The organism is Microcoleus harperi Pol14_C6, assembly GCF_036701295.1.
GTDB lineage: Bacteria > Cyanobacteriota > Cyanobacteriia > Cyanobacteriales > Microcoleaceae > Microcoleus.
This window is the reverse complement of record NZ_JAUBQN010000025.1, coordinates 46,781-66,135: the sequence shown is the minus strand read 5'-3', so window position 1 is coordinate 66,135 and position 19,355 is coordinate 46,781. Positions and strand designations below refer to the sequence as shown.

Annotated in this window: 17 protein-coding genes; 4 read left to right on the top strand and 13 right to left on the bottom strand. The window is 47.2% G+C overall.

Annotated features, from left to right (window positions below):
* The first annotated feature begins 70 nt into the window (after positions 1–70).
* On the top strand, positions 71–1,945 hold the full coding sequence (locus QUA27_RS17520; protein ID WP_333069368.1) for an adenylate/guanylate cyclase domain-containing protein: 1,875 nt from the start codon (positions 71–73) through the stop codon (positions 1,943–1,945).
* Positions 1,946–2,438: 493 nt separating this feature from the next.
* Here the strand turns inward: QUA27_RS17520 and QUA27_RS17515 are convergent, their stop codons facing one another.
* The 4 genes from QUA27_RS17515 to QUA27_RS17500 all read right to left on the bottom strand — a co-directional run bounded on the left by QUA27_RS17515 (position 2,439) and on the right by QUA27_RS17500 (position 6,666).
* The gene (locus tag QUA27_RS17515; protein WP_333069367.1) at positions 2,439–4,034 is read right to left on the bottom strand and encodes a hypothetical protein; all 1,596 of its coding nucleotides are present in this window, start codon (positions 4,032–4,034) and stop codon (positions 2,439–2,441) included.
* A 17-nt stretch (positions 4,035–4,051) separates the two neighbouring features.
* Complete coding sequence (locus QUA27_RS17510; protein WP_333069366.1) at positions 4,052–4,819, bottom strand: YebC/PmpR family DNA-binding transcriptional regulator; 768 nt, start codon at positions 4,817–4,819, stop codon at positions 4,052–4,054.
* A gap of 145 nt (positions 4,820–4,964) precedes the next feature.
* Entirely contained in the window at positions 4,965–5,603 is a 639-nt protein-coding gene (locus tag QUA27_RS17505; RefSeq protein ID WP_333069364.1) for a histidine phosphatase family protein, read from the bottom strand.
* 373 nt (positions 5,604–5,976) lie between these two features.
* Positions 5,977–6,666: a class I SAM-dependent methyltransferase gene (locus tag QUA27_RS17500; RefSeq protein WP_333069362.1), complete on the bottom strand. Its 690-nt coding sequence runs from the start codon at positions 6,664–6,666 to the stop codon at positions 5,977–5,979.
* 330 nt (positions 6,667–6,996) lie between these two features.
* Between QUA27_RS17500 and QUA27_RS17495 the strand changes: the two genes are divergently transcribed.
* The gene (locus QUA27_RS17495) at positions 6,997–8,841 is read left to right on the top strand and encodes a polysaccharide biosynthesis/export family protein (RefSeq protein WP_333069360.1); all 1,845 of its coding nucleotides are present in this window, start codon (positions 6,997–6,999) and stop codon (positions 8,839–8,841) included.
* Positions 8,842–8,970: 129 nt separating this feature from the next.
* On the opposite strand, the gene QUA27_RS17490 is transcribed toward QUA27_RS17495, so the two are convergent.
* The 6 genes from QUA27_RS17490 to fraC form a co-directional block, all read right to left on the bottom strand.
* A complete protein-coding gene (locus QUA27_RS17490) occupies positions 8,971–9,705 on the bottom strand; it encodes an SGNH/GDSL hydrolase family protein (RefSeq protein WP_333069358.1) in 735 nt (244 codons plus the stop codon).
* 107 nt (positions 9,706–9,812) lie between these two features.
* Positions 9,813–10,640, bottom strand: a complete 828-nt coding sequence (larE, locus tag QUA27_RS17485; RefSeq protein ID WP_333069356.1) for an ATP-dependent sacrificial sulfur transferase LarE — start codon at positions 10,638–10,640, stop codon at positions 9,813–9,815.
* Between the two features lie 222 nt (positions 10,641–10,862).
* Complete coding sequence (locus QUA27_RS17480) at positions 10,863–11,243, bottom strand: hypothetical protein (RefSeq protein ID WP_333069354.1); 381 nt, start codon at positions 11,241–11,243, stop codon at positions 10,863–10,865.
* Between the two features lie 161 nt (positions 11,244–11,404).
* A complete protein-coding gene (locus QUA27_RS17475; RefSeq protein WP_333069351.1) occupies positions 11,405–12,178 on the bottom strand; it encodes an ABC transporter permease in 774 nt (257 codons plus the stop codon).
* A 207-nt stretch (positions 12,179–12,385) separates the two neighbouring features.
* On the bottom strand, positions 12,386–13,384 hold the full coding sequence (locus QUA27_RS17470) for a DUF5357 family protein (protein ID WP_333069350.1): 999 nt from the start codon (positions 13,382–13,384) through the stop codon (positions 12,386–12,388).
* Between the two features lie 5 nt (positions 13,385–13,389).
* Positions 13,390–13,908 (bottom strand): filament integrity protein FraC, encoded by a 519-nt coding sequence (gene fraC / locus QUA27_RS17465; RefSeq protein WP_333069349.1) that lies wholly within the window; start codon positions 13,906–13,908, stop codon positions 13,390–13,392.
* A gap of 227 nt (positions 13,909–14,135) precedes the next feature.
* Here fraC and QUA27_RS17460 point away from each other — a divergent pair, with 227 nt between their 5' ends.
* Positions 14,136–15,269: a cob(I)yrinic acid a,c-diamide adenosyltransferase gene (locus QUA27_RS17460; RefSeq protein WP_333069346.1), complete on the top strand. Its 1,134-nt coding sequence runs from the start codon at positions 14,136–14,138 to the stop codon at positions 15,267–15,269.
* 463 nt (positions 15,270–15,732) lie between these two features.
* Positions 15,733–17,709 (top strand): calcium-binding protein, encoded by a 1,977-nt coding sequence (locus QUA27_RS17455; protein ID WP_333069344.1) that lies wholly within the window; start codon positions 15,733–15,735, stop codon positions 17,707–17,709.
* Between the two features lie 522 nt (positions 17,710–18,231).
* Here QUA27_RS17455 and QUA27_RS17450 read toward each other — a convergent pair.
* The 3 genes from QUA27_RS17450 to QUA27_RS17440 all read right to left on the bottom strand — a co-directional run bounded on the left by QUA27_RS17450 (position 18,232) and on the right by QUA27_RS17440 (position 19,343).
* Complete coding sequence (locus tag QUA27_RS17450) at positions 18,232–18,420, bottom strand: CsbD family protein (protein WP_333069342.1); 189 nt, start codon at positions 18,418–18,420, stop codon at positions 18,232–18,234.
* A 90-nt stretch (positions 18,421–18,510) separates the two neighbouring features.
* Entirely contained in the window at positions 18,511–18,747 is a 237-nt protein-coding gene (locus tag QUA27_RS17445) for a DUF167 domain-containing protein (RefSeq protein ID WP_333069340.1), read from the bottom strand.
* Positions 18,744–19,343 (bottom strand): DJ-1/PfpI family protein, encoded by a 600-nt coding sequence (locus tag QUA27_RS17440; RefSeq protein ID WP_333069338.1) that lies wholly within the window; start codon positions 19,341–19,343, stop codon positions 18,744–18,746. The genes QUA27_RS17445 and QUA27_RS17440 overlap by 4 nt, the downstream gene beginning before the upstream one ends.
* Positions 19,344–19,355 lie beyond the last annotated feature (12 nt).

Below are 19,355 nucleotides of genomic sequence, written 5' to 3'. Positions count from 1 at the left end.
CGCACTCAGAGGCCGGAACAAATCGCACTCAGCGGTGTGCTAATCTGCTGCCCTTATTCGCTAGGCAAATATGCTGAAAAAACTACCTTTATCCTGGTCTCGCTACATTCCAGCCGCGTTGACGCTAGGTTTGGGTGTGGGACTGTCGCTTCTAACATTCGCCTTGGTTTGGGACTGGGAAGACAAGCGCCGCGACTACGAAATGCACCGCCGCATTGACGATATTTCGATCGGCATCGAACGCCAGCTCAACTCCGACTTAGATACTGTTCTCGCCCTCAGCGACTACATGAAAGCCTTCAGCGCCGTCGAGCGTTCCTCTTTTGCCCGGTTTGTCGCCCGTCCCCTATCCGTCCACCCCAGCCTGCAACTCCTGGCTTGGGCCCCCCGCGTCCCCACTTCCGAGCGCCGCAACTACGAAACCAAAGCTAGAAACGAAACAGAGCCCAGCTTCGAGATTACAGAGCGCGGCCCGCGAGGAGAACTCCGCAAGGCTCTCCAGCGTTCAGAATACTTCCCGGCTTTCTACGTCGAACCACCAGCCGGAAACGAGACAGTATTAGGCTTTGACCTCGCCTCCCACCCAGAAATCCGCGTCGCGCTCGATCGAGGGCGCGATACAGGAGAAATGATTGTCACCAACTACATCGGCTTAACTCAGGGTAATTCCCCGGAACAGGGTCTTTTGGCTATAGTTCCGATTTACGAAAACAGCAGTAAACCGACTACCCTGGTATCCCGTCGCCAACTGCTACAAGGATTTGTTCTGGGCGTATTTCGAGGCAAAGATATTTTCCAAACCTCTTTAAAAGGACGCAATACCGACTACCTCAATATTTATCTCGTTAGCGAGGCTCCAAACAAGCAAGAAGCAGGGTCGCTGTTACCGCAAACGGGGAACCCAGTTCTCAAAAATCTCCCTGCTGAGAGGCGAATTCAGCAATTTGCGGTGCAGTTCCAATCGGCCAGCCAACAAGTGCTTCCAGCATCAGCCACTGCGGAACCATCTCTCCTGCAAAACTGCCCGATTCTTGACAATCCAGGTCCGAACTATACAGCTTGCAGAAGGCGGCTGAAAATTAGCGGCCGCCAGTGGTCTATGTACGTGTCAGCAACGCCGGAAATTCGCCGGATTCGCAAGCACTGGCGCTCTTGGGGAACTCTGACGATGGGGATGCTGTGGACTCTGATTCCGGTGACATATATGCTGACAGCTTTGAGCCGCACCGCCCAAATCGAAAAGCTAGCCCGAGAAAGAATTCGCCAAGCCGAACAGTTGCAGGCTGCTTACCTACAGTTGGAACTCGAACAAGCTAAATCCGAGCAACTGCTGCTGAACGTTTTGCCCGCAGCGATCGCCCTGCGCTTGAAGGACAATGAACACAATATCGCCGAAAGTTTTGCGGAAGTGACTGTGATGTTTGCCGACATTGTGGGGTTTACAGAGCTTTCGTCGAGAATTTCAGCGACTGCGGTGGTGGAAGTGCTCAACGATATTTTTTCGGCTTTTGACCACTTGGCCGATCGCCACGGTTTGGAGAAAATTAAGACTATTGGTGACGCTTACATGGTTGTCGGCGGTTTGCCTACGGCCAGAGACGATCACGCCGAGGCGGTTGCGAACATGGCGATCGATATGCTGCACGAAATTCGGCTCCTGAGTTTAGAACATTCGGAACCTTTCAGCATTCGGATCGGGATTAGCAGTGGCCCTGTCGTTGCCGGCGTCATCGGCTTAAAAAAGTTTATTTATGACCTCTGGGGCGACACAGTAAATATTGCTTCGCGCATGGAATCCCACGGCATTACTGGCTGCATTCAAGTCACCGCCGAAACCTACCAGTTATTAAAAGATAAATATGCTTTTCAGAAGCGCGGCGCCATTCAAGTTAAAGGCAAGGGATACATGGTTACTTATTTGCTGACTGGGAAAAAAGATTATTGACACGGCCCACAAACGGATACAAGGCTCAGACTTTTGTTGTGGAGAGAACAAATTTTAGACTCTTGTTCAAATTCCGAGATTCATCTGTAGACTCAATCTAAAATCTAACACCTAAAATCTAAAATCGAGTGACACTCCCCGCTCTTTCAGAGACTGGGATTCTTGGTCTATAGATCCCTTATTTTTTAGCTCGAATCAAGACTAAATCATATCCTGTCCGGTTGCATCGGTATTCTTCCAATGTCCAAACAGTCAGTTGTCCCTCCCGAAATCATAATTTTAGTCAACAGTCAAGAATCCTCTCGCTCGTGCAACCGGAATTATATCAATTAACTGCTCTCGTTCCCAGAGTTATAACTCATTCGCTTGAGCCAGTTTATGAGCATTGGATTTGACATTTCCGGCCGTGAACGCACGGGGGAGTTTGCGATCTAGCTTAGACTTCAGTTTGTGCTTCAGTGGCTTCCGATACCGCATCCTCGATAGAAGTTGGCTAGGCTTGCTTTTGAGCTTGCTTTCTTTTGCTCAAAACAGCCCGTTGAATTGTCAGCAAAATTTTCCCCTCTTGTTCATTAATTTCACCGTCAGCCTCGACGATCTCAGTGCATCGCTTTAAAAGTGGTTCGGCAAAGTCGAGTTCGAGTTGTTCGAGTAAAATATCCAGCTTGGGAGGCAATTTAGACTTATTTTTCACAGCTTCAATCTCAGCTAAAGAGTTGGGATTTAAACTCGCTGCTTGTAATTGGGGTAATAACTCATCCCATAGGGTAAATTTTTGGGTGGTATAGACGACATACACCAAAATCCAATCCATCACCGTTTCTTGTGCGATCGCTTTCTCTAAATATTGCTCACCTTCCGCTTGCAAGACTTCTCGTAAATCTTCGAGCTTGGTTGCGATTTTCGAGGAATCCAGATGCGCTTCATAAAACCGACAAGCACCGTATCCCAGCGCGTAAATCATTGTCGCACTGGCGCTAGCATTAATCACGGCACCCGCCAAGGGAATATTGCTGACAAGCGTAACTCCAGCTTCGATCGCTAAATTGCTCCCCAAGGATAAACCGAAAATAGCGACAACTTCTTTTTTGCGATTGCTCGATTGCAAATCCATTCCATAGGCGGCAGCTATTTGATAAACCAACTCGGCGGATAACGCCGTCATTGCCGCTAAATCCATGCCAGCAAATGCCAAAGCTGCGCCCGGAACTAAACTGCTAACCAAGCCACTTCCTGCCGCTAGCAAGGCTTTTTCCACCATTAAACGGTGTGCGATTTCTTGAGGTTTCTCGTGAGGATATTGGCGCTGCAACTCTCGAACTTGCGCCTCGGCATTCACGACATCAACTTTATCGATGGCGCTGACTAACCAATCAATTTTGAAATTTTCAGTGAGTTTTTTCAGGATAGGACTCTGGGAAATCGAACCGAGGGCTGAACCCCAAAAATTGGGAAATTGGAGTGCTGCACTTCCGGCATTGCCTACTGCATTACCTACCGCACTCGCGGTATTAACAATCGCACTTCCGGCATTGCCTACCGCACTCGCGGTATTAACAACAATCGCATCTCCAGCACTGCTTACTGCATTCCCCACTGCACTCGCGCTATTAACAATCGCACTTCCAGCATTGCCTACCGCACTCGCGGTATTAACAACAATCGCATCTCCAGCACTTCCTGCTGCATTCCCTACCGCACTCGCCGTATTAACAATCGCACTTCCGGCATTCCCTACCGCATTCCCTACCGCACTCGCCGTTGCAGAGACGGCTCCGAAAACGGAACCGAACCAATTGGATTTATCCCCTGGTTCAGCCTGCACCTCGGATTTGGATCGCTCCTTGGTTTCTGCTACTTCGGTTACTGAGAGAACTTCTTGTGAGTGGGTGCTGTCTCTTTTGCTTTCGTTGTTATCTAGCATGGCTTTATTTTGGGGTGACGTTTTCATTGCAGCTTTTTGAGCAATGCGTTGGATTGAGACTCCCCACTCGCGTACAGATAGGGATTCGTTTCCTGGTAATAGTCTAGCGCGATCGTCCCGCCGGCCATTTTTCGTCTTTTGCAGTGCCAGCAGGACGCTCACCATCCCTCATCTTTCAACCATTAAACCATGACCGAAGACATCAATTCATCTGTCATTTCAAAATTAGCAGTCACACTTTGCACGTCGTCCAAATCTTCCAGTGCATCCATTAATTTAAGGAGCGAGCGAGCTTTTTCAGGAGTGTCTATTTCCACTGTATTGCTGGGAATCCAGCGAGTTTCCGACTGCAAAACTGCAAATTTTTTGTGTTTCAAAACATCAGCCAACTGTTCCAAATTAGCCACGCTTGTAAATACCTCTGCACCTTCAGTATCCTCATCAATTAATATCAAATCATAAGATTCCGCAGCCGCCTCTAGCGACGCTTCAAACAATTGTTCCTCATCAATCGGGCCGCGTACAATACAAACTCCTTTGTGGTCGAACATCCAGCCCACACAACCAGTTTCGCCCAGGTTGCCGCCATTTTTAGTAAAAGCTTCTCGCAAGTCAGCCGCTGTGCGGTTGCGGTTGTCTGTCAGCGCTTCAATCAGAATAGCAACTCCGCCAACGCCGTAACCTTCGTAGCGAATAGCTTCTAAATCCGAACTTCCCCCCGCCAAGCCCGCACCTTTGGCGATCGCCCTTTCTATGTTTTCATTAGGAATACTCGCCGCCTTCGCTTTTTCTATAGCCGTCCGCAGTTGAAAATTCCCAGCGGGATCGGGAACTCCGCTGCGGGCCGCGACAATAATTTCGCGAGATATTCTAGCAAAAACCTTGCCTTTAACGGCATCAACTCTAGCTTTTTGGCGTTTAATATTCGCCCACTTACTGTGTCCAGCCATACCTATTTAAGATTTTCGATTTAAAATGTGCGATCGAGATTAAACAATAACACCCAGATTCGGACTAATCAGATTAACGTAGGGTGCACCTCGGCGCACCTTACACACATAGCATAAAATGCGATTTTTGGCACGAATCTCAACTTTAATTAAACCGGATCGCGGTTTCAGAGTCAGTCAGGTGAGAAGTATCGCCATTAAGTGCGATCGACCATTTTCCTTCACTCCGCACCACTTTCACCAAACAGCACAAAGAAGCGTTAATTTCCGTTTCAGCACAGCCCGCCAGCCCGATCGCAGTTCCTAAAACCGACGCACCGTGACCTACCAATAACATATCTTCGGGAAACTCAGCCGCGAGGCGTTTAGCAGTTTCCCCCGCCCTTTTGAGACAAGCTTCCCCTGTTTCGGGATAATTAGCAATACCGCCTTTGTAGGAAGCATCAATCCTGGGAAAACGCCGGCACAAAGCTTTGACTGACTCAGTTTCCGGCATTTCTGTCATCCATTCAGGATTCAGCCATTCGCACAATCCCCAATCTAGTTTAATTGACAAATCGAGAGCTTCTGCCGCATGATTTGCTGTTTGGACAGTTCGCAGAAAAGGGGAAGCAAAAATATGAGAAATTCCTTCACCTTTGAGGCGATTGGCGAGTTGTTTAGCTTGAACGTGACCGTCTTCGGAAAGGTGGGGATCGTAGCGGCGTTCTGCGGTGAGAAACCAGTCGGGGTTAACGAAGTCGATGCGGTTTCCATGTCGTGCGATCCAGACTGTTTGCGGCATGAGTTGGTTTGAGTTTGGCTTCTTCTAGGTGTAATATTATATCAAAGTTTGGTAATTTGATTTGTTCCGAAGCTATTGATGAGATTTTTTTTAACCGCAGAGGCACGCAGATAGACGCAGATGGATGGTGGATTTGGTAATGGGTGATGGATGCGATCGTGTTTTTAACTTTACAGTAGATTTTGCCATGTATTCAAAATCAGGTAGGCAAGCGAGCTTTTTATCGATATCTTGAAAAAGTCGCAAAATATCTTGAAAGACATCTGCGTTAATCTGCTGTTTTCTGATTAAGGAAAAATTTATAAACTAAGTCTAGTCACCCTATTTCTATTTCATTCCGCGTGGCGCGGACGAAAGTTTGTATAGCCGCAAATTACATTCGCCCTCTAACTCGCAGCATCTTATTACCGCCCTTTTGAAACTCATAAGGAGCCTCTTGAATTTCTACACTAAAATTTCTCTTTTTCAATTCTGTGACGATCGGGTTTAAGTGCTCGGATTCCTCCCCGCTAAAACTCTGCAATAGAGGGAATACCCGGACTTCCTTCGCAACCCGACACATTTCTGTAATTGCTTCCAGATGAAATTCTTCCGAAAGAAGGTGAGAATAAGCAAATAAGAAATGGCTGCACAAAGCTAAATCGAATTTACCGTTCTCGAAAGGCAAAACAGGCAATTCAGCAGTAATGTATCGGCCTTGCTGCAAACCAGAGGGAAAATCTTCTAAAAATTCCTGCATCGCCTTCATTCGCACTTCGCCTAGCTGGTACGGCGATTCAAAATTATTCCACAGGTAGCCGTCTACATTTGCCTTAACACCGTCAATCACAGTTTGATATGTTTCTTGGATGCGATCGCCAATTTCCACCGCAGTAAACTGATAAACTGGATCGCAAGAAATTACGTTTTTACCTTGGCGAGTCATTTCGGCATTGAAACTTGCCGGGCCGGCGGCACAATCAAGAATGTTTAGCTTGAGGTCACTTGATGTCAAGCTAAACATTCCTATGTATTCATCCAAGCAGCGTCCCCAGGGAATTACTTGATCCAGTTTTAGTGACACTTGTCTTTGTCCTGCAGAGAGAATTATTTAACATTTTACCTCTAATACGGGCGTTTTTTTTATCCATTTCCTTGGCGGGTTGATTTGTATTCCGAGTTATGTAGGAAGAATTTTGCTCAAACGAGATCCTAATCCCGATCGCAGTTGGGGGACTTTACAGTTTCTTTATAAACAAGGTACTAAATAGTTAAGTGCGATCGCACAATTTTTATGCTGGCACCTGTGGATTTTACAGCGCAGCGAGGCTACACTGGACAGCAGGGAAAATAAACTAAAATCCACTAGCTAAATTGCTCTTGTTCATTGGCAGGCTGCAACCAGGGAAGAAAGATGAAACATACCATTCAAACCGCTACAAGTCTGAGTTTGTCAGCACTCCTGGTGCTATTGAGTTCGCTGCCCAGTAGAGCTCAGTTGCCTGCCATCAGAAATCCTGCGCCCGCTAGGAACCCAAACCAACCGATAGTACCGCCGCCGCCACCGAGGGGTTCAAGTTTGCCGCCGATCGGCAATTCTGCGCCGCTGACACCAGAAGCAGCTTATACTTTAGGCCCAGGGGATCGCATTGCTTTAGATATCTTCGGCGTTCCTGAATTCAGCAAGGAATATCAAGTGTTAGTTGACGGGACGCTCAATTTGCCAATCATTCGCAGCGTCTCAATTCAAGGGTTGACCCTGCAACAAGCCGCTAACGTGATTACCCAGCGATACGAACCCTTCATCAATGTTCCGGTTGTTACCGTGACTGTGATCGTCGCTCGCCCCCTAAATATAGGTCTTGCGGGTGAAGTTACTCGCCCGGGTTCCTACAAGATTAATCCCACTAGAGAAGGAGGAGGAGTAAAATTCCCGACTTTGATGGAAATGCTGCAACTTGCACAAGGGGTGACATCAGCAGGAGATATGCGAAATGTCCAAATTCGCCGTCCCCGCAGAGGCGGGCCGGAGCAAGTTACTAATGTTGATTTGCAGGATTTTTTAGACACGGGAAATTTGCGTCAAGATGTCACGATTCGAGATGGAGATACAATTTTTGTACCCACAGCAAGGGCTCTGAATACTCAAGAAGTTCGTCAAAGAGCCAGTGCTAATTTTTCCGCTGATATTACTAAACCAATTGGCGTGGTAATTGTCGGGGAAGTAAACCGGCCGGGGCCTTATACTGTATTTGCTTCGGATGTGCGATCGAGCAACCAACAAACCGAGTTGAGTTTTGTATCTATCGACCAACAGCAAGGAGCAGTTGTGGGCTTACCAACAATAACTAGAGCACTGAAAATTGCTGGTGGTATTACTACAGAAGCTGACATTCGCCGCGTGCAAATCCGCCGCCGAGTCAGAGGTGGCAATGAACAAACTATCATGGTAAATCTGTGGGATTTGCTGCAAAAAGGCGACTCAACTCAAGATATTTTGCTGCAAGAAGGAGATAGCGTAATTATCCCGACTGCTGCTACTGTAGACTTGGCTGAAGTTTCTCAAGTCGCAAATAGCAGTTTTTCTCCGAACGCGATTAGCATCAATATTGTAGGAGAAGTAATTAGGCCTGGGGCTTTGCAGGTGCGGCCTAGTACCTCCCTTCACCAAGCTTTGCTCACCGCAGGCAGTTTCAATCAATTGCGGGCTAAAAAAGACAAGGTAGAACTATTGCGTTTGAACCCCAACGGTACTGTTTCTCGCCGCACGATAGAGGTAGATTTTGCTCAAGGGTTGAATCCTAATAATAACCCAACTCTCCGCAACAACGATGTGATTCTGGTAGCGCGATCGGGCTATGCTAGGGTAGGAGACAATATCAACAGTTTCTTGCAGCCAATAACAGGAGTTGCAAGTGGGATCAGCGCTGTTAGTGGCGTTCTTACTGGGTTTCAAGCAACTATCAACGCTTTTCAAAACTTATTTTTGGGAGGGGATTTCGAGCGGCGAAATCAGCTCAGGCAGATTCGCGAACAACGTCAAGACAGACAAGAGCAACGTGAAGACAGGCTGCTAGAAAGAGAGCTACAACGTCAAGATAGATTGCAGCAAGCAGAAGACAGACGCTTGCAACTGGAAGACAGACAGCGGCAAATCGATCTGCAAAATCGGCAACTTGAGATTCAGCAGCAGCAAATTCAGCTCCAAAATCAGCAGCCGCAGCAAATGCAGCCACAAACTACGACAACTACTCCTTGATATCTAGTCAGGTAAAATAACCCTTATAAGTTTGTAGTGAGGACTTCAGTCCTCTCTGCAACAAAATTGATTAGGGTCGTTGATTTCAAAACACACTATTCAAGTCCGCAAGGAATTTAAAGTAATAATTTAAACACATATTATCTCATAAAAATTGCGAGTTGTTAAGAGACCATTCAAAATATTTAACAAAACTTTTCTGTATATATCTAAACCTTTAGCATTGAGGTGAACACCGTCAATTGTTAAATCTGCATTGAGAGCTTGTTCCTTAAACAATGCTTGTATGCCGCGAGATTCAACAGTCACATTTTCAGCGGCTGCTACTCGATTGATGAGACCATTGATTTCGTCAACTCTAGCAATTGTTCCTGCTAATTTAGGATTGTAGCTGGCGGCAAGAGTTGAGTAAAAAGCAGGAATCAGAATAATTTGTTTTGTTCCGATCGATCGCATCACGGCGATCGCCTCTTTTAAATTACTGACAAACTGCTCATCGCTAATGCCGTACATAGCATCATTTGTGCCGATCGCCACAATCGCTTTTTCGCAGGTAAAGCGAAGCGGCACTACAAGTTTAAGCTGTTCTAGCAGCGAGACTGAACTCATCCCTCCGATCGCAAAATTAAAATTTTCTGCTCCCAAAGAGTCTCCCAGAGCCGAGGAAATAGAATCGCCCCACACACACCCTTGATATTGCCGATCTTTAATTTGTTGTACCTGATTGTACACAGCCACTTGCCACCACAGTGCAGAACTAACTGTATCACCCGAAGGTTGCGGGTTAGCTAACACCCGAAAGGGGATATACGCCGATAAAAACAAAGCCAACAGGACGGAAAATAACCTAAATTTAACTTTCATAAAACTTGCTACTCTTGCTGCTAGTTTAGTTTATGCTATTCCTTTAACCAACAGTCAGGATTTATGCAAATTTAGCGAAATTGCGACCGTCTTTTCATGATAATTAATCAATCTTTCGCCCCCAACAACTCCTGCTGCAAAACCTGATTTAATTTGCCGCTGCGAAACCCCTCCAAATCCAAAGTCGCGTACATAAAACCAAACTCCTGAAACACCGCCACCAATGCAGGCAAATCCGTATTTAGCACAAACTCCCGAATCTCCTCTGCCGGTAACTCAATGCGCGCCGTATCTCCCTCCGATCGCACTCGCAAATTTTTCAGTCCCAACTGGCGCAAATACCGTTCAGCGCGCCCGACTCTTTGCAACTTTCTAACGGTGATTTCTTCACCGTAAGGAAAGCGCGAACTCAAACAAGGTTGAGCGGGTTTGTCCCACCAAGGCAAACCCAATTCTTTTGCCAATTGCCGCACTTCAAATTTAGTGATTCCTACTTCTGCTAAGGGCGATCGCGCACCGCGTTCCTTGGCCGCCTGAATTCCGGGACGGTAATCCTTTAAATCGTCAGCATTAACCCCATCCACCACATAAGGATAACCCTTTGCTAGTGCTAAGGGTTTCAAAGTATCGTGCAGTTCGCTTTTGCAGAAATAGCAGCGGTTAACCGGGTTAGAAGTGTAATTGGGATTTGCCATTTCCTGAGTTTCTACTTCCTCGTGGGCAATTCCAATTTCTGCTGCTTGAATGCGCGCATCTTCTAAATCTTCTGGCAGTAAAGACGGGGAAACAGCAGTAACTGCCAAAGCGCGCTCGCCCAACACATCAAAAGCGATTTTGGCTACCAAAGTGCTGTCAATTCCGCCGGAGTAGGCAATCAAAGCCCGTTCCATCTGTGCGAAAATATTTTTTAATTCTTCCAGTTTTTCTACTAACATTATTTCAACTTTTTTTGCCAACATATAAGTAATAAACTAAACTCAAGAAAGAAGGATGAAGAAAGCATATCTCGATCTGCTTCCCTTCTTCCCTCGAACCTCTTCTTTATTCCGAACGATCTGATGCAAGCGCATAAACTTCTATTCTGCCTGTATGCGGTCGAAAAATGACATAGCGAGGAACTTTGATTAATTGTTCCTAACAAAAAAGTTGCCGATTTCTTATGTGTGTTCTACAGAGTATTCATCGCCGTAAGTAGCTGATAGAAATTCCATCACTACAAAAGGGACTGTTCCTTCGATATCATGTGTGTAACTGCGGCGGGGATCGTTGTGAGGCCTCTTTTGAACCGGCTGCACGTACATCCAGTCTGGGGCTTTGCAAATAGTGCGATCGTCCACAGCAGCCCACCAAGCAAAATTAGAAACTATTAGTGCGTTTTGGATTAGTTCCGGGGCATCCACTACAGACTGGCGCAAACCGTTAGAGATTAAAGGATGTTCAATATCATCCACCGGGTCGTCTGGTAGGATGAAATCATCGGGTAGCAGCGGGCAAGTAATCTTGAGCTGCCATATCGGTTTGTGAACTACAGTAGTCATAAGCCCCCTCATTTTACCAATAAAAGTTTGAGTTTTAGTCGAGATTGGCTATCAATAACCTTTTCTATATCTTAGCGCGCTAATTTGATAATAAAATTGTTTGTAGTGATGACGGAAATCCTCACTACAAACAGTTACCCTGAAAGTGCCGACTGCGAGTTTTAAAATTCCCGGCGGGAAAATATGGCGATCGCAATTGACAACAGCAGCACCACATACAGCAAACCGTAGCCAGCATCTGTAATCAAACCTGCCAAGTAAGGAACTTGTCCGTAAACAGCATCGTTTCTCAAATTGAATCTGGCTAAATCCGGCAAAACCAGATATAGTCCCATCATCAGTTGTTCAATGCCAGGATTTTTAGTTAACTTGCCCAAAGCAACTAAATCCCGAGTCGAATGTCCCATTAAATAAACGCCAAATGTCAGTAAAGTTGCCAGCAGCGAACTGCTAAAAACCCCAAATAAAATCCCGACACCGGCCATGAGACACAGCTCAAACCAGACAAACAACGAAGCGATTAAAATGCTTTCCAAAGGGAAAGGAATGTGGCTCAAACTCAGAATAGCCAGATAGATAACAGTCATTGCTGCTACAAGCACCGCCAGCACCGCCGACAGCCCTAAGTGCTTGCCCACAATTAACTCCGCCCGACTTATCGGTTTAGCAACTAACAGATAAACAGTCCGTTTTTCAATTTCTTTGTTGACCAGTCCGGTAGCCACAAAGACTGTGGCAATTAGACCGAGGAGGCTCATAGCAGCCAAACCGATATCTAAGATAATTTTCTTTTCGGTTGTCGCGGCCAATTCCGGTATCAACCGTACCGATGCGCCCATCAACAGAGCAAAAATAATAATTAAGTAAAAGATGCGATCGCGAATTACTTCCCAAAATACATTGGTCGCGACTGTCAAGATTCTTCTCAAATTCATCTAGTTATTAACCCGCTGAAAACTTTCGCCATACTTTTAGTGTAAGGAAGAAGGAAGAAGGAAGAAGGCTCTTTGGCTTCGCTCAGAGTAAAAAGAAGGAAGAGGGAAGAAAGAGGATTTTTTCCATCTCAGGCTCTCAGACGCTCCGACTCTCAGACTCTCTCACTCTCGCGCTATACCAATCGCAATTAGTTAACAGAGACAGAATCAAGCTTGACTGTCCCCCGCCGTTCCATCTTTTCGCTGTCCGGGTTGAGAGCGTTTGATGGCACCGCAGGTTACAGTCGCCCTATTGCCTATATTGAAGACCTCGCAAGATTTGGTAAACGAATATATTTCCGGTCTAAAAACCAGCCCCAGCCAAGTTGCCTCCATCTCTAACTGATAGCGGGAATCTCCTTGGACGATCGAAGTTTTGACATCCCACCTCGCATCTTCTGCGACTACCCCTGTTGTTTTTAAGGCTTGATTCCGCAGAAAAAATCGCTCGTTGTCAATATCTATTAACATTTGTTCTACTTGCGCCCACGGTTTTGTGCGGGCTTCATTTCGCAAATATCCCTCCATTGCATTGAGGATGACAACTCCTCGGGAGCGATTAATAGTTGGCTGTTGAAATGTCACCACATAATCGCTTTGCCTCAAATCCTGGGATAAAACGCTCGGGTACTGTCGTATCCAACCTTGAATTAAAAAGTGAAAAGCAAACCAACAGGAAAACAGCAGGTGAACTAGAGTAATGATCAAAAACTGAGGGCGCACCAACGACCTGATACCTTCCCGTTTTGACTCGCTATTCCAAACCTCTATTGTAGCAAGAACTACTACTGCTATCAGTGGGCCGGATATCCACGCTATTTCCTTCCTATCCGACGGCAATCTTACCAGCAACCACAAGCCAATTAAGATGCTTGTCACCCACGGACTCAGACTTACTCCTTTAATCACAAAAGGTTGCTGGCTGGTCAGCAAACCCATTGAAAGTGTAAAAAATAACCAGCTCATATCAAAAAGCAGAGTTCTCGTCCGCCAGTCAGTGACTGCCGCCACTGTCAGCAAAGCTAAAAAGATGCTGAGCAGTAAAGGAGTCTTCCAGTGAACAACTTTAGGCGGAATCATCGCCTTTTGGATTTTTTTATTGGTTTCCCAAAAGTTGTTCGTCAGCTTAGTGAGTTGCTGAGTGACATCAAAAAATTGCTTCATCATAAATTTTAATAGACGCTTTGCAAAAACAACACGGTTAAAATAACGACATTGCTAACAATGTGGGCGATTAAAATTCCCCCAAATTGGGTAGTTACTTGAAAAGTTCTTTTGGGAGCACGGCGGGTGAGGCTCGGCGGTCCTAAAAACGCTGGCTTGGAAGCTTTTTTATTGCCGGAAACCATGTTTTCTATGAATTCTAATCCCTGCCATTTAGCTAGAAAAGTTACTGCTAATACTGAGAGTGCTATCATAGTTATTGGAGCGTAAACATTATCCCCACGTCCTAATAAAATATAACCGATAAGCTGTTCCCGCAATTCTTTGCTAAGAACGCTTTCAATGCCGAAGAAAACTAACCAGCCTACGCAAGTGCAAGATAGATTGAGGATGGCTGTATATTCAATGCTGGTTTTGGGGCCGAGTTTAAGTAGTTTTTGCAAAAACCACGATTCGATCGCGATCGCCAAAAACATAATTAAAATTTGCACCAAAACAGTCCGAAATGGGAAAACACTCGCAATCATAAGCCTTTAGGTATATCAGTCCGTGTTAGATTTTAATTGTACAGCACAAGCGGAATAATCTTAACCGGAGGTTTAAGCACCTGATTGCGTTAAATCGTTGCTTAAAAGATTGGGGGTTAGAACTTATCGTATAATCTGTTGAGATCCGCCAACAGAATGGAAAAATTAAACATTCAAGGCGCGCGATCGAATACCCACCCCGATACAGACTCAAACAACTGCTGATTATGGTAAGGAATGGCATTGGTATTCGGACAGCCTCATCCCGATCGGAACGCGCCGCGGGTCAGATTCACGTCTACGACGGCGCTGGTAAAGGCAAGTCTCAGGCAGCTTTGGGAGTAGTGTTGCGGTCGATCGGGCTGGGTATCAATTCTGACTTGCCCACGCGAGTCTTGTTGCTGCGCTTTCTCAAAGGCCCCGGCCGCTCCTACGACGAAGACGGGGCAATAGAAGCCTTGCAACAGGCATTTCCCCACTTGATCGACCAAGTGCGAACCGGCAGAGCCGAATATTTTGGGGCAGAAGCAATCACCCGCTTCGATCGCGCCGAAGCTCAGCGAGGCTGGGATATCGCCAAAGGAGCGATCGCCAGCGAACTCTATTCCGTCGTGGTATTAGACGAACTAAACCCCGTATTGGACTTGGGTTTGCTGCCAGTTGACGAAGTAGTCCAAACCCTCAAAAACAAGCCAGAATATTTAGAAGTCATCGCCACAGGCCGAGCGGCACCGGAAGCTTTGCTGGAGATTGCCGACTTGCATTCAGAAATGAAGCCCCACTATCACCCCGCAGCGGCAGAGCATCATATTTCGGGTATCGAAATATACACCGGAGCGGGCAAAGGCAAGTCTACAAGCGCTTTGGGCAAAGCTTTGCAGGCAATAGGTAGGGGTATCAGTCAAGACCAATCTCACCGGGTGTTAATCGTGCAGTGGCTAAAAGGCGGCACCGGTTATACAGAAGATGCGGCGATCGCAGCTTTGCGCCAAAGCTATCCACAGCTAGTAGACCACCAGCGGTGTGGCCGAGATGCTATAGTTTGGCGGGGGCAACAGCAAGAGCTAGACTGCATAGAAGCAGAACGCGGCTGGGAAATCGCAAAATGTGCGATCGCCAGCGGCTGGTACAAAACGATTATTCTCGACGAACTCAATCCCACAGTAGACTTAGAACTGCTGCCGGTAGAGCCGATCGTCGAAGCCCTGCTACGCAAGCCGCGGGATACAGAAATTATTATCACCGGGCGTTGCCACAAACCCCACGCTTACTTTGACTTGGCAAGCGTACACTCCGAGGTATACTGTCACAAACACTACGGCGATCGGGGCGTAGAACTAAAGCGGGGCGTAGACTTTTAAAGCCCGGAGCGGTACGCAGTTCAATCGGGGTCAGAATTATTAAATGAGGGCCCTGCCTGGAAAACCGGAAATTGCCACAAAGCCTTGTTACCAAGTAACAAATCTCCCAATTTCCCTTGTCTTCCCGATCACCCAGATCTGCCTTTTTTAATCTTTAATTTCCTCCCCCGGGCGCGATCCCCGACCGCCAATCGAGAGTGGAACATTAAGAATATGAGCGGCGTCTTATGGAGCGTGAGCACCTGAGACAGTGCACCAGGATTATTAAAGGGTGAAGACTTTGAAAATAAAAGCTTACAAGCAAAAAATCCGCGAGGGAGAAAGTCTAGACAGGGTTAACGCCTGTAGGCTAGACTTGCGGCTGGCAAACAGGTTAAACTACAGCGGAATCCAAACATTCGGTGTTCTAGGCAGTGTCTGTAGTCGCACCAGCGATGACCAACAAGTAGAGGAGTGAAGCTTTATGACAACGTTAGATGACAATCCTAATCAACTAGATTTAAACCTTCCGGGACTAGGCCCGGATACAGTATTCGCCGGAGCTGGGGCGGATTTCATTAGAACTTCGACCCTGGGCGGCAGCTTAATATTTGGCCAAGGCGATAACGATACTCTGATTTCAGTTGGCCCGAACGATACCATATACGGCGGCGACGACGAAGACTCAATCAGATCTCAGCGGACTCCGGCTTTGCTGTTTGGCGACGCAGGCAATGACACCATAGTCGCTGAAGCCCGCGCTACCGTGGTCGGCGGCGAAGGAGAAGACATCCTCCAAGGTACTGTCGAAGCTAACCTGATGTTTGGTAATCAGGGCGCAGATACGATACTGGGAGGGGCGCAGAGAGGAGATTCCCTCTACGGCGGTAAGGACAATGACGCGATCGGCTTCTTCATCGCAGGCGGTGGCAACAACCTTTCTTTACAGGGTGGCTTGGGTATTGGCTTCGCTGGCAATGAAGGCAGCAACTACTTGCGGGGTGATAATGGCGACGACTTGGTTGTAGGTATCAATGTAAGAGACACTCTCTTTGGCGGTAAAGGCAACGACACCCTAAGAGGTGTGGCCAGCAACAGCTACCTGTCGGGCGATAATGACGACGACATCTTAGTCATTACCAACAGTACGCAAAGCAGCCCATTTACTTCCTCCGTCATCACGATCGGCATTGAGAGAACCAGCTTGATTGGTGGTGGCGGCAACGATTCTCTCACCGGGGCGATCGGCGAGTTTGGCGGCGGCAGAAACTTCTTTGAGGGCGGCGACGGTAACGACACGATCAACGTTTTTGCCACTTCTGATACTGCGTTGGGAGGTGCAGGCGACGACTTCATCGTGTCGGCGTCGGTACCGAATGTAATTTCGAGCGTAGGCGCCTCCAGTTCATTTCCAGGCTTCGCGGGTCGCAATTTGCTCGACGGCGGAGTGGGCAATGACACGATCGTCGCTGCCTTCTCCAGCGATACGATGATTGGCGGCGAAGGCAGCGACAGCCTGAGCGGTACCTTTACTAACGCAGCAGGTGGAGATGGCAACGATACTATCAATGCTACCGCTGCCTTTTTTGGTAATGCTACTGGTACTGCTTTGATTACTCTCGAAGGCGGGCTGGGCAACGATTCGTTAATTGGCTACACCAATCCTACTACTGGCAGCTTCACCGTTACCAACCTCATGAACGGTGGCGAGGGAAGTGACACCATCATCTTTGGCAGCCAGCGCGATCGCCTGATCGGCAACTTGGCGGGTAACGACTTCATCTCCTACGCTAGCAGCATCACCTTTACCGGCACAGCCGCCAACTTGATTACCGATACCATAGGCAGCAACTTCATTATTGGTGGCAACGGCACTGATGTGGTCACTACTGGTAACGGAGATGACATCCTGTTCGGCGACTCATCCAATGCTACCGACTCCCTCGCCGGGGACGATACTTTAAATGCCGGTGCCGGAAACGACACGCTGCTGGGCGGATTTGGAAACGACTATTTGATCGGCGGCGACGGTAACGACTCTCTCGGCGGCGGGCCTGGTGCTGACACTCTGATTGGCGGATCAGGTAATGACAACTTCTACTACAACAACTTCGGCGAGGGCGCCGCGGGTACTAACGTAGACCAAATCGGCGATTTTACGATCGGCCAAGACAAGTTTATCTTCCAAATCAATGGCTCCAACGGCTTCCCCAACTTGAGGGTAGTGCCAAATACGAATCGAATTTCTTCGCAGGCGTTCTTGGCGATTGAGAGTGGGTCTTACAATAGCAGTTTTGGTCCAGCCGGGGCGGGCCCGACAGAACCGTTCGTCTTTTATGAGAATTCAACTGGACGACTAGGATTTGACTCTGACGGTTTTGGTGGTGCTGACCCAGGCGTGACGCTGGCAAATCTGAATGGCAGACCGGGCATTACGGCTGCTGACATTACCCTGATTTAATTTGGGTAAAAGTGGGTGGGGTCGATTCTGAAACATCGCCCTACTAACTCTCAAAACTAATTGTGCTTTGTTTCGAGCTGGGGATATCCATCCCTGGCTTTTTTATTGGCATTGGGAATTGGGCATCGGCCAAACAGGGCATTGGCCAAACAGCATCTTCGCCCTGCGTAGCGGAGGGATTGGGCAAAAAAGTAGAATCTGTAGGGGCGCGTTCCCCCATGAATTTTACCACCCCTCAATTCGCCGATGAATTTTGCCACGCACCAATAATGTTGATAAACCCGCCCCCACCCAACAAATAACCCCGATTAAGCATCGTCGCCCAACCATTAAATTCAATTAATTCTGAATTTTGGGCTGGGGGGAGGTGGGTTTATGAGATGGTTAGTTTTGGCCAATTATGGTTGGTAAAACCTGCCCCAAGATATTGGTACAAATGATTTAGGCTCATTATAAAAAAAATCCCGCAAACGATATGTTTGCGGGATTTAGTAGGCAGGAAACTTGTAGCGAATACAGTTACTAAGCTTTGTCTACAATCTCTTTTGCTTTATCTTTGAGATCTTCTTTCAGGTGAATTGCTGATGCTTCGTCCTGCTTGGCTTGACCTTCTAATTTATCTTTCTGATTGCCTGTAACTTCGCTAACAGCTTCTTGGATTTTGCCTTCAATATTCTTGGCTGTTGCTTCGACTCTATTTTCAATGCTCATAATTTTATATTCTAACTCTACAACTATAATCTATACTTTTAAAGCTGAGTCTATATCCCTCTTTAGATAGATTTGTTATTACCTTTATTTCTAAGTTAAAGGTTCCATGGGGATTTCCACAAGTTTATTTCTGGAGGAAAAACCGGATTTAATCCCGATCGCAGATTTCGGCACTTTAAACTTTTTCGCCAACAGCATGATTAATTCTTGATTGGCTTTGCCATCGACTGGGGGCGATTTGAGGTGTACTGTGAGGCTACCGTCTGGTTGCTCTTCGATGCTTTGCTGTTTGGAATTCGGTTTAACTTTGACTGTGAAAATAGTCACACTTCGACTTTCTCTGAATGTTCGATCTTCGTTCCCAAAACTTTCAGGAATTCAGCCAGCCAGTTAGAATGTGCTGGCCACGCGGGGGCGGTGACTAAATTGCCATCGACTACGGCTTCGGTAACGGGAACTTCTGTATATTTGCCGCCGGCCCGGAGTACGTCGGGGCTGCAAGCGGGGTATGCGGTGCAGCGTTTGCCTTCGAGTACGCCTGCTGCAGTTAGAACCTGTAAGCCGTGACAAATAGATGCGATCGGCTTTTTGCTGTTGGCAAAGTAGCGGGTAATTTGCAGCACTTGTTCGTTGAGGCGGATGTATTCTGGGGCGCGTCCTCCGGGGATAATCAAAGCGTCGTAGTCGGCAGGGTTGATTTCGTCAAAAGTCGCGTTTAAAGTGAAGTTGTGACCGGGTTTTTCGCTGTAGGTTTGATCGCCTTCAAAGTCGTGAATAGCGGTGCGAATTGTTTGACCTGCCACTTTGTCCGGGCAGATGGCGTGGACGGTGTGACCTACCATTTGCAGTGCTTGGAAAGGCACCATTACTTCGTAGTCTTCTACAAAGTCACCGACTAACATTAAGATTTTTTTTGCTGTCATGTTTCCAACTCC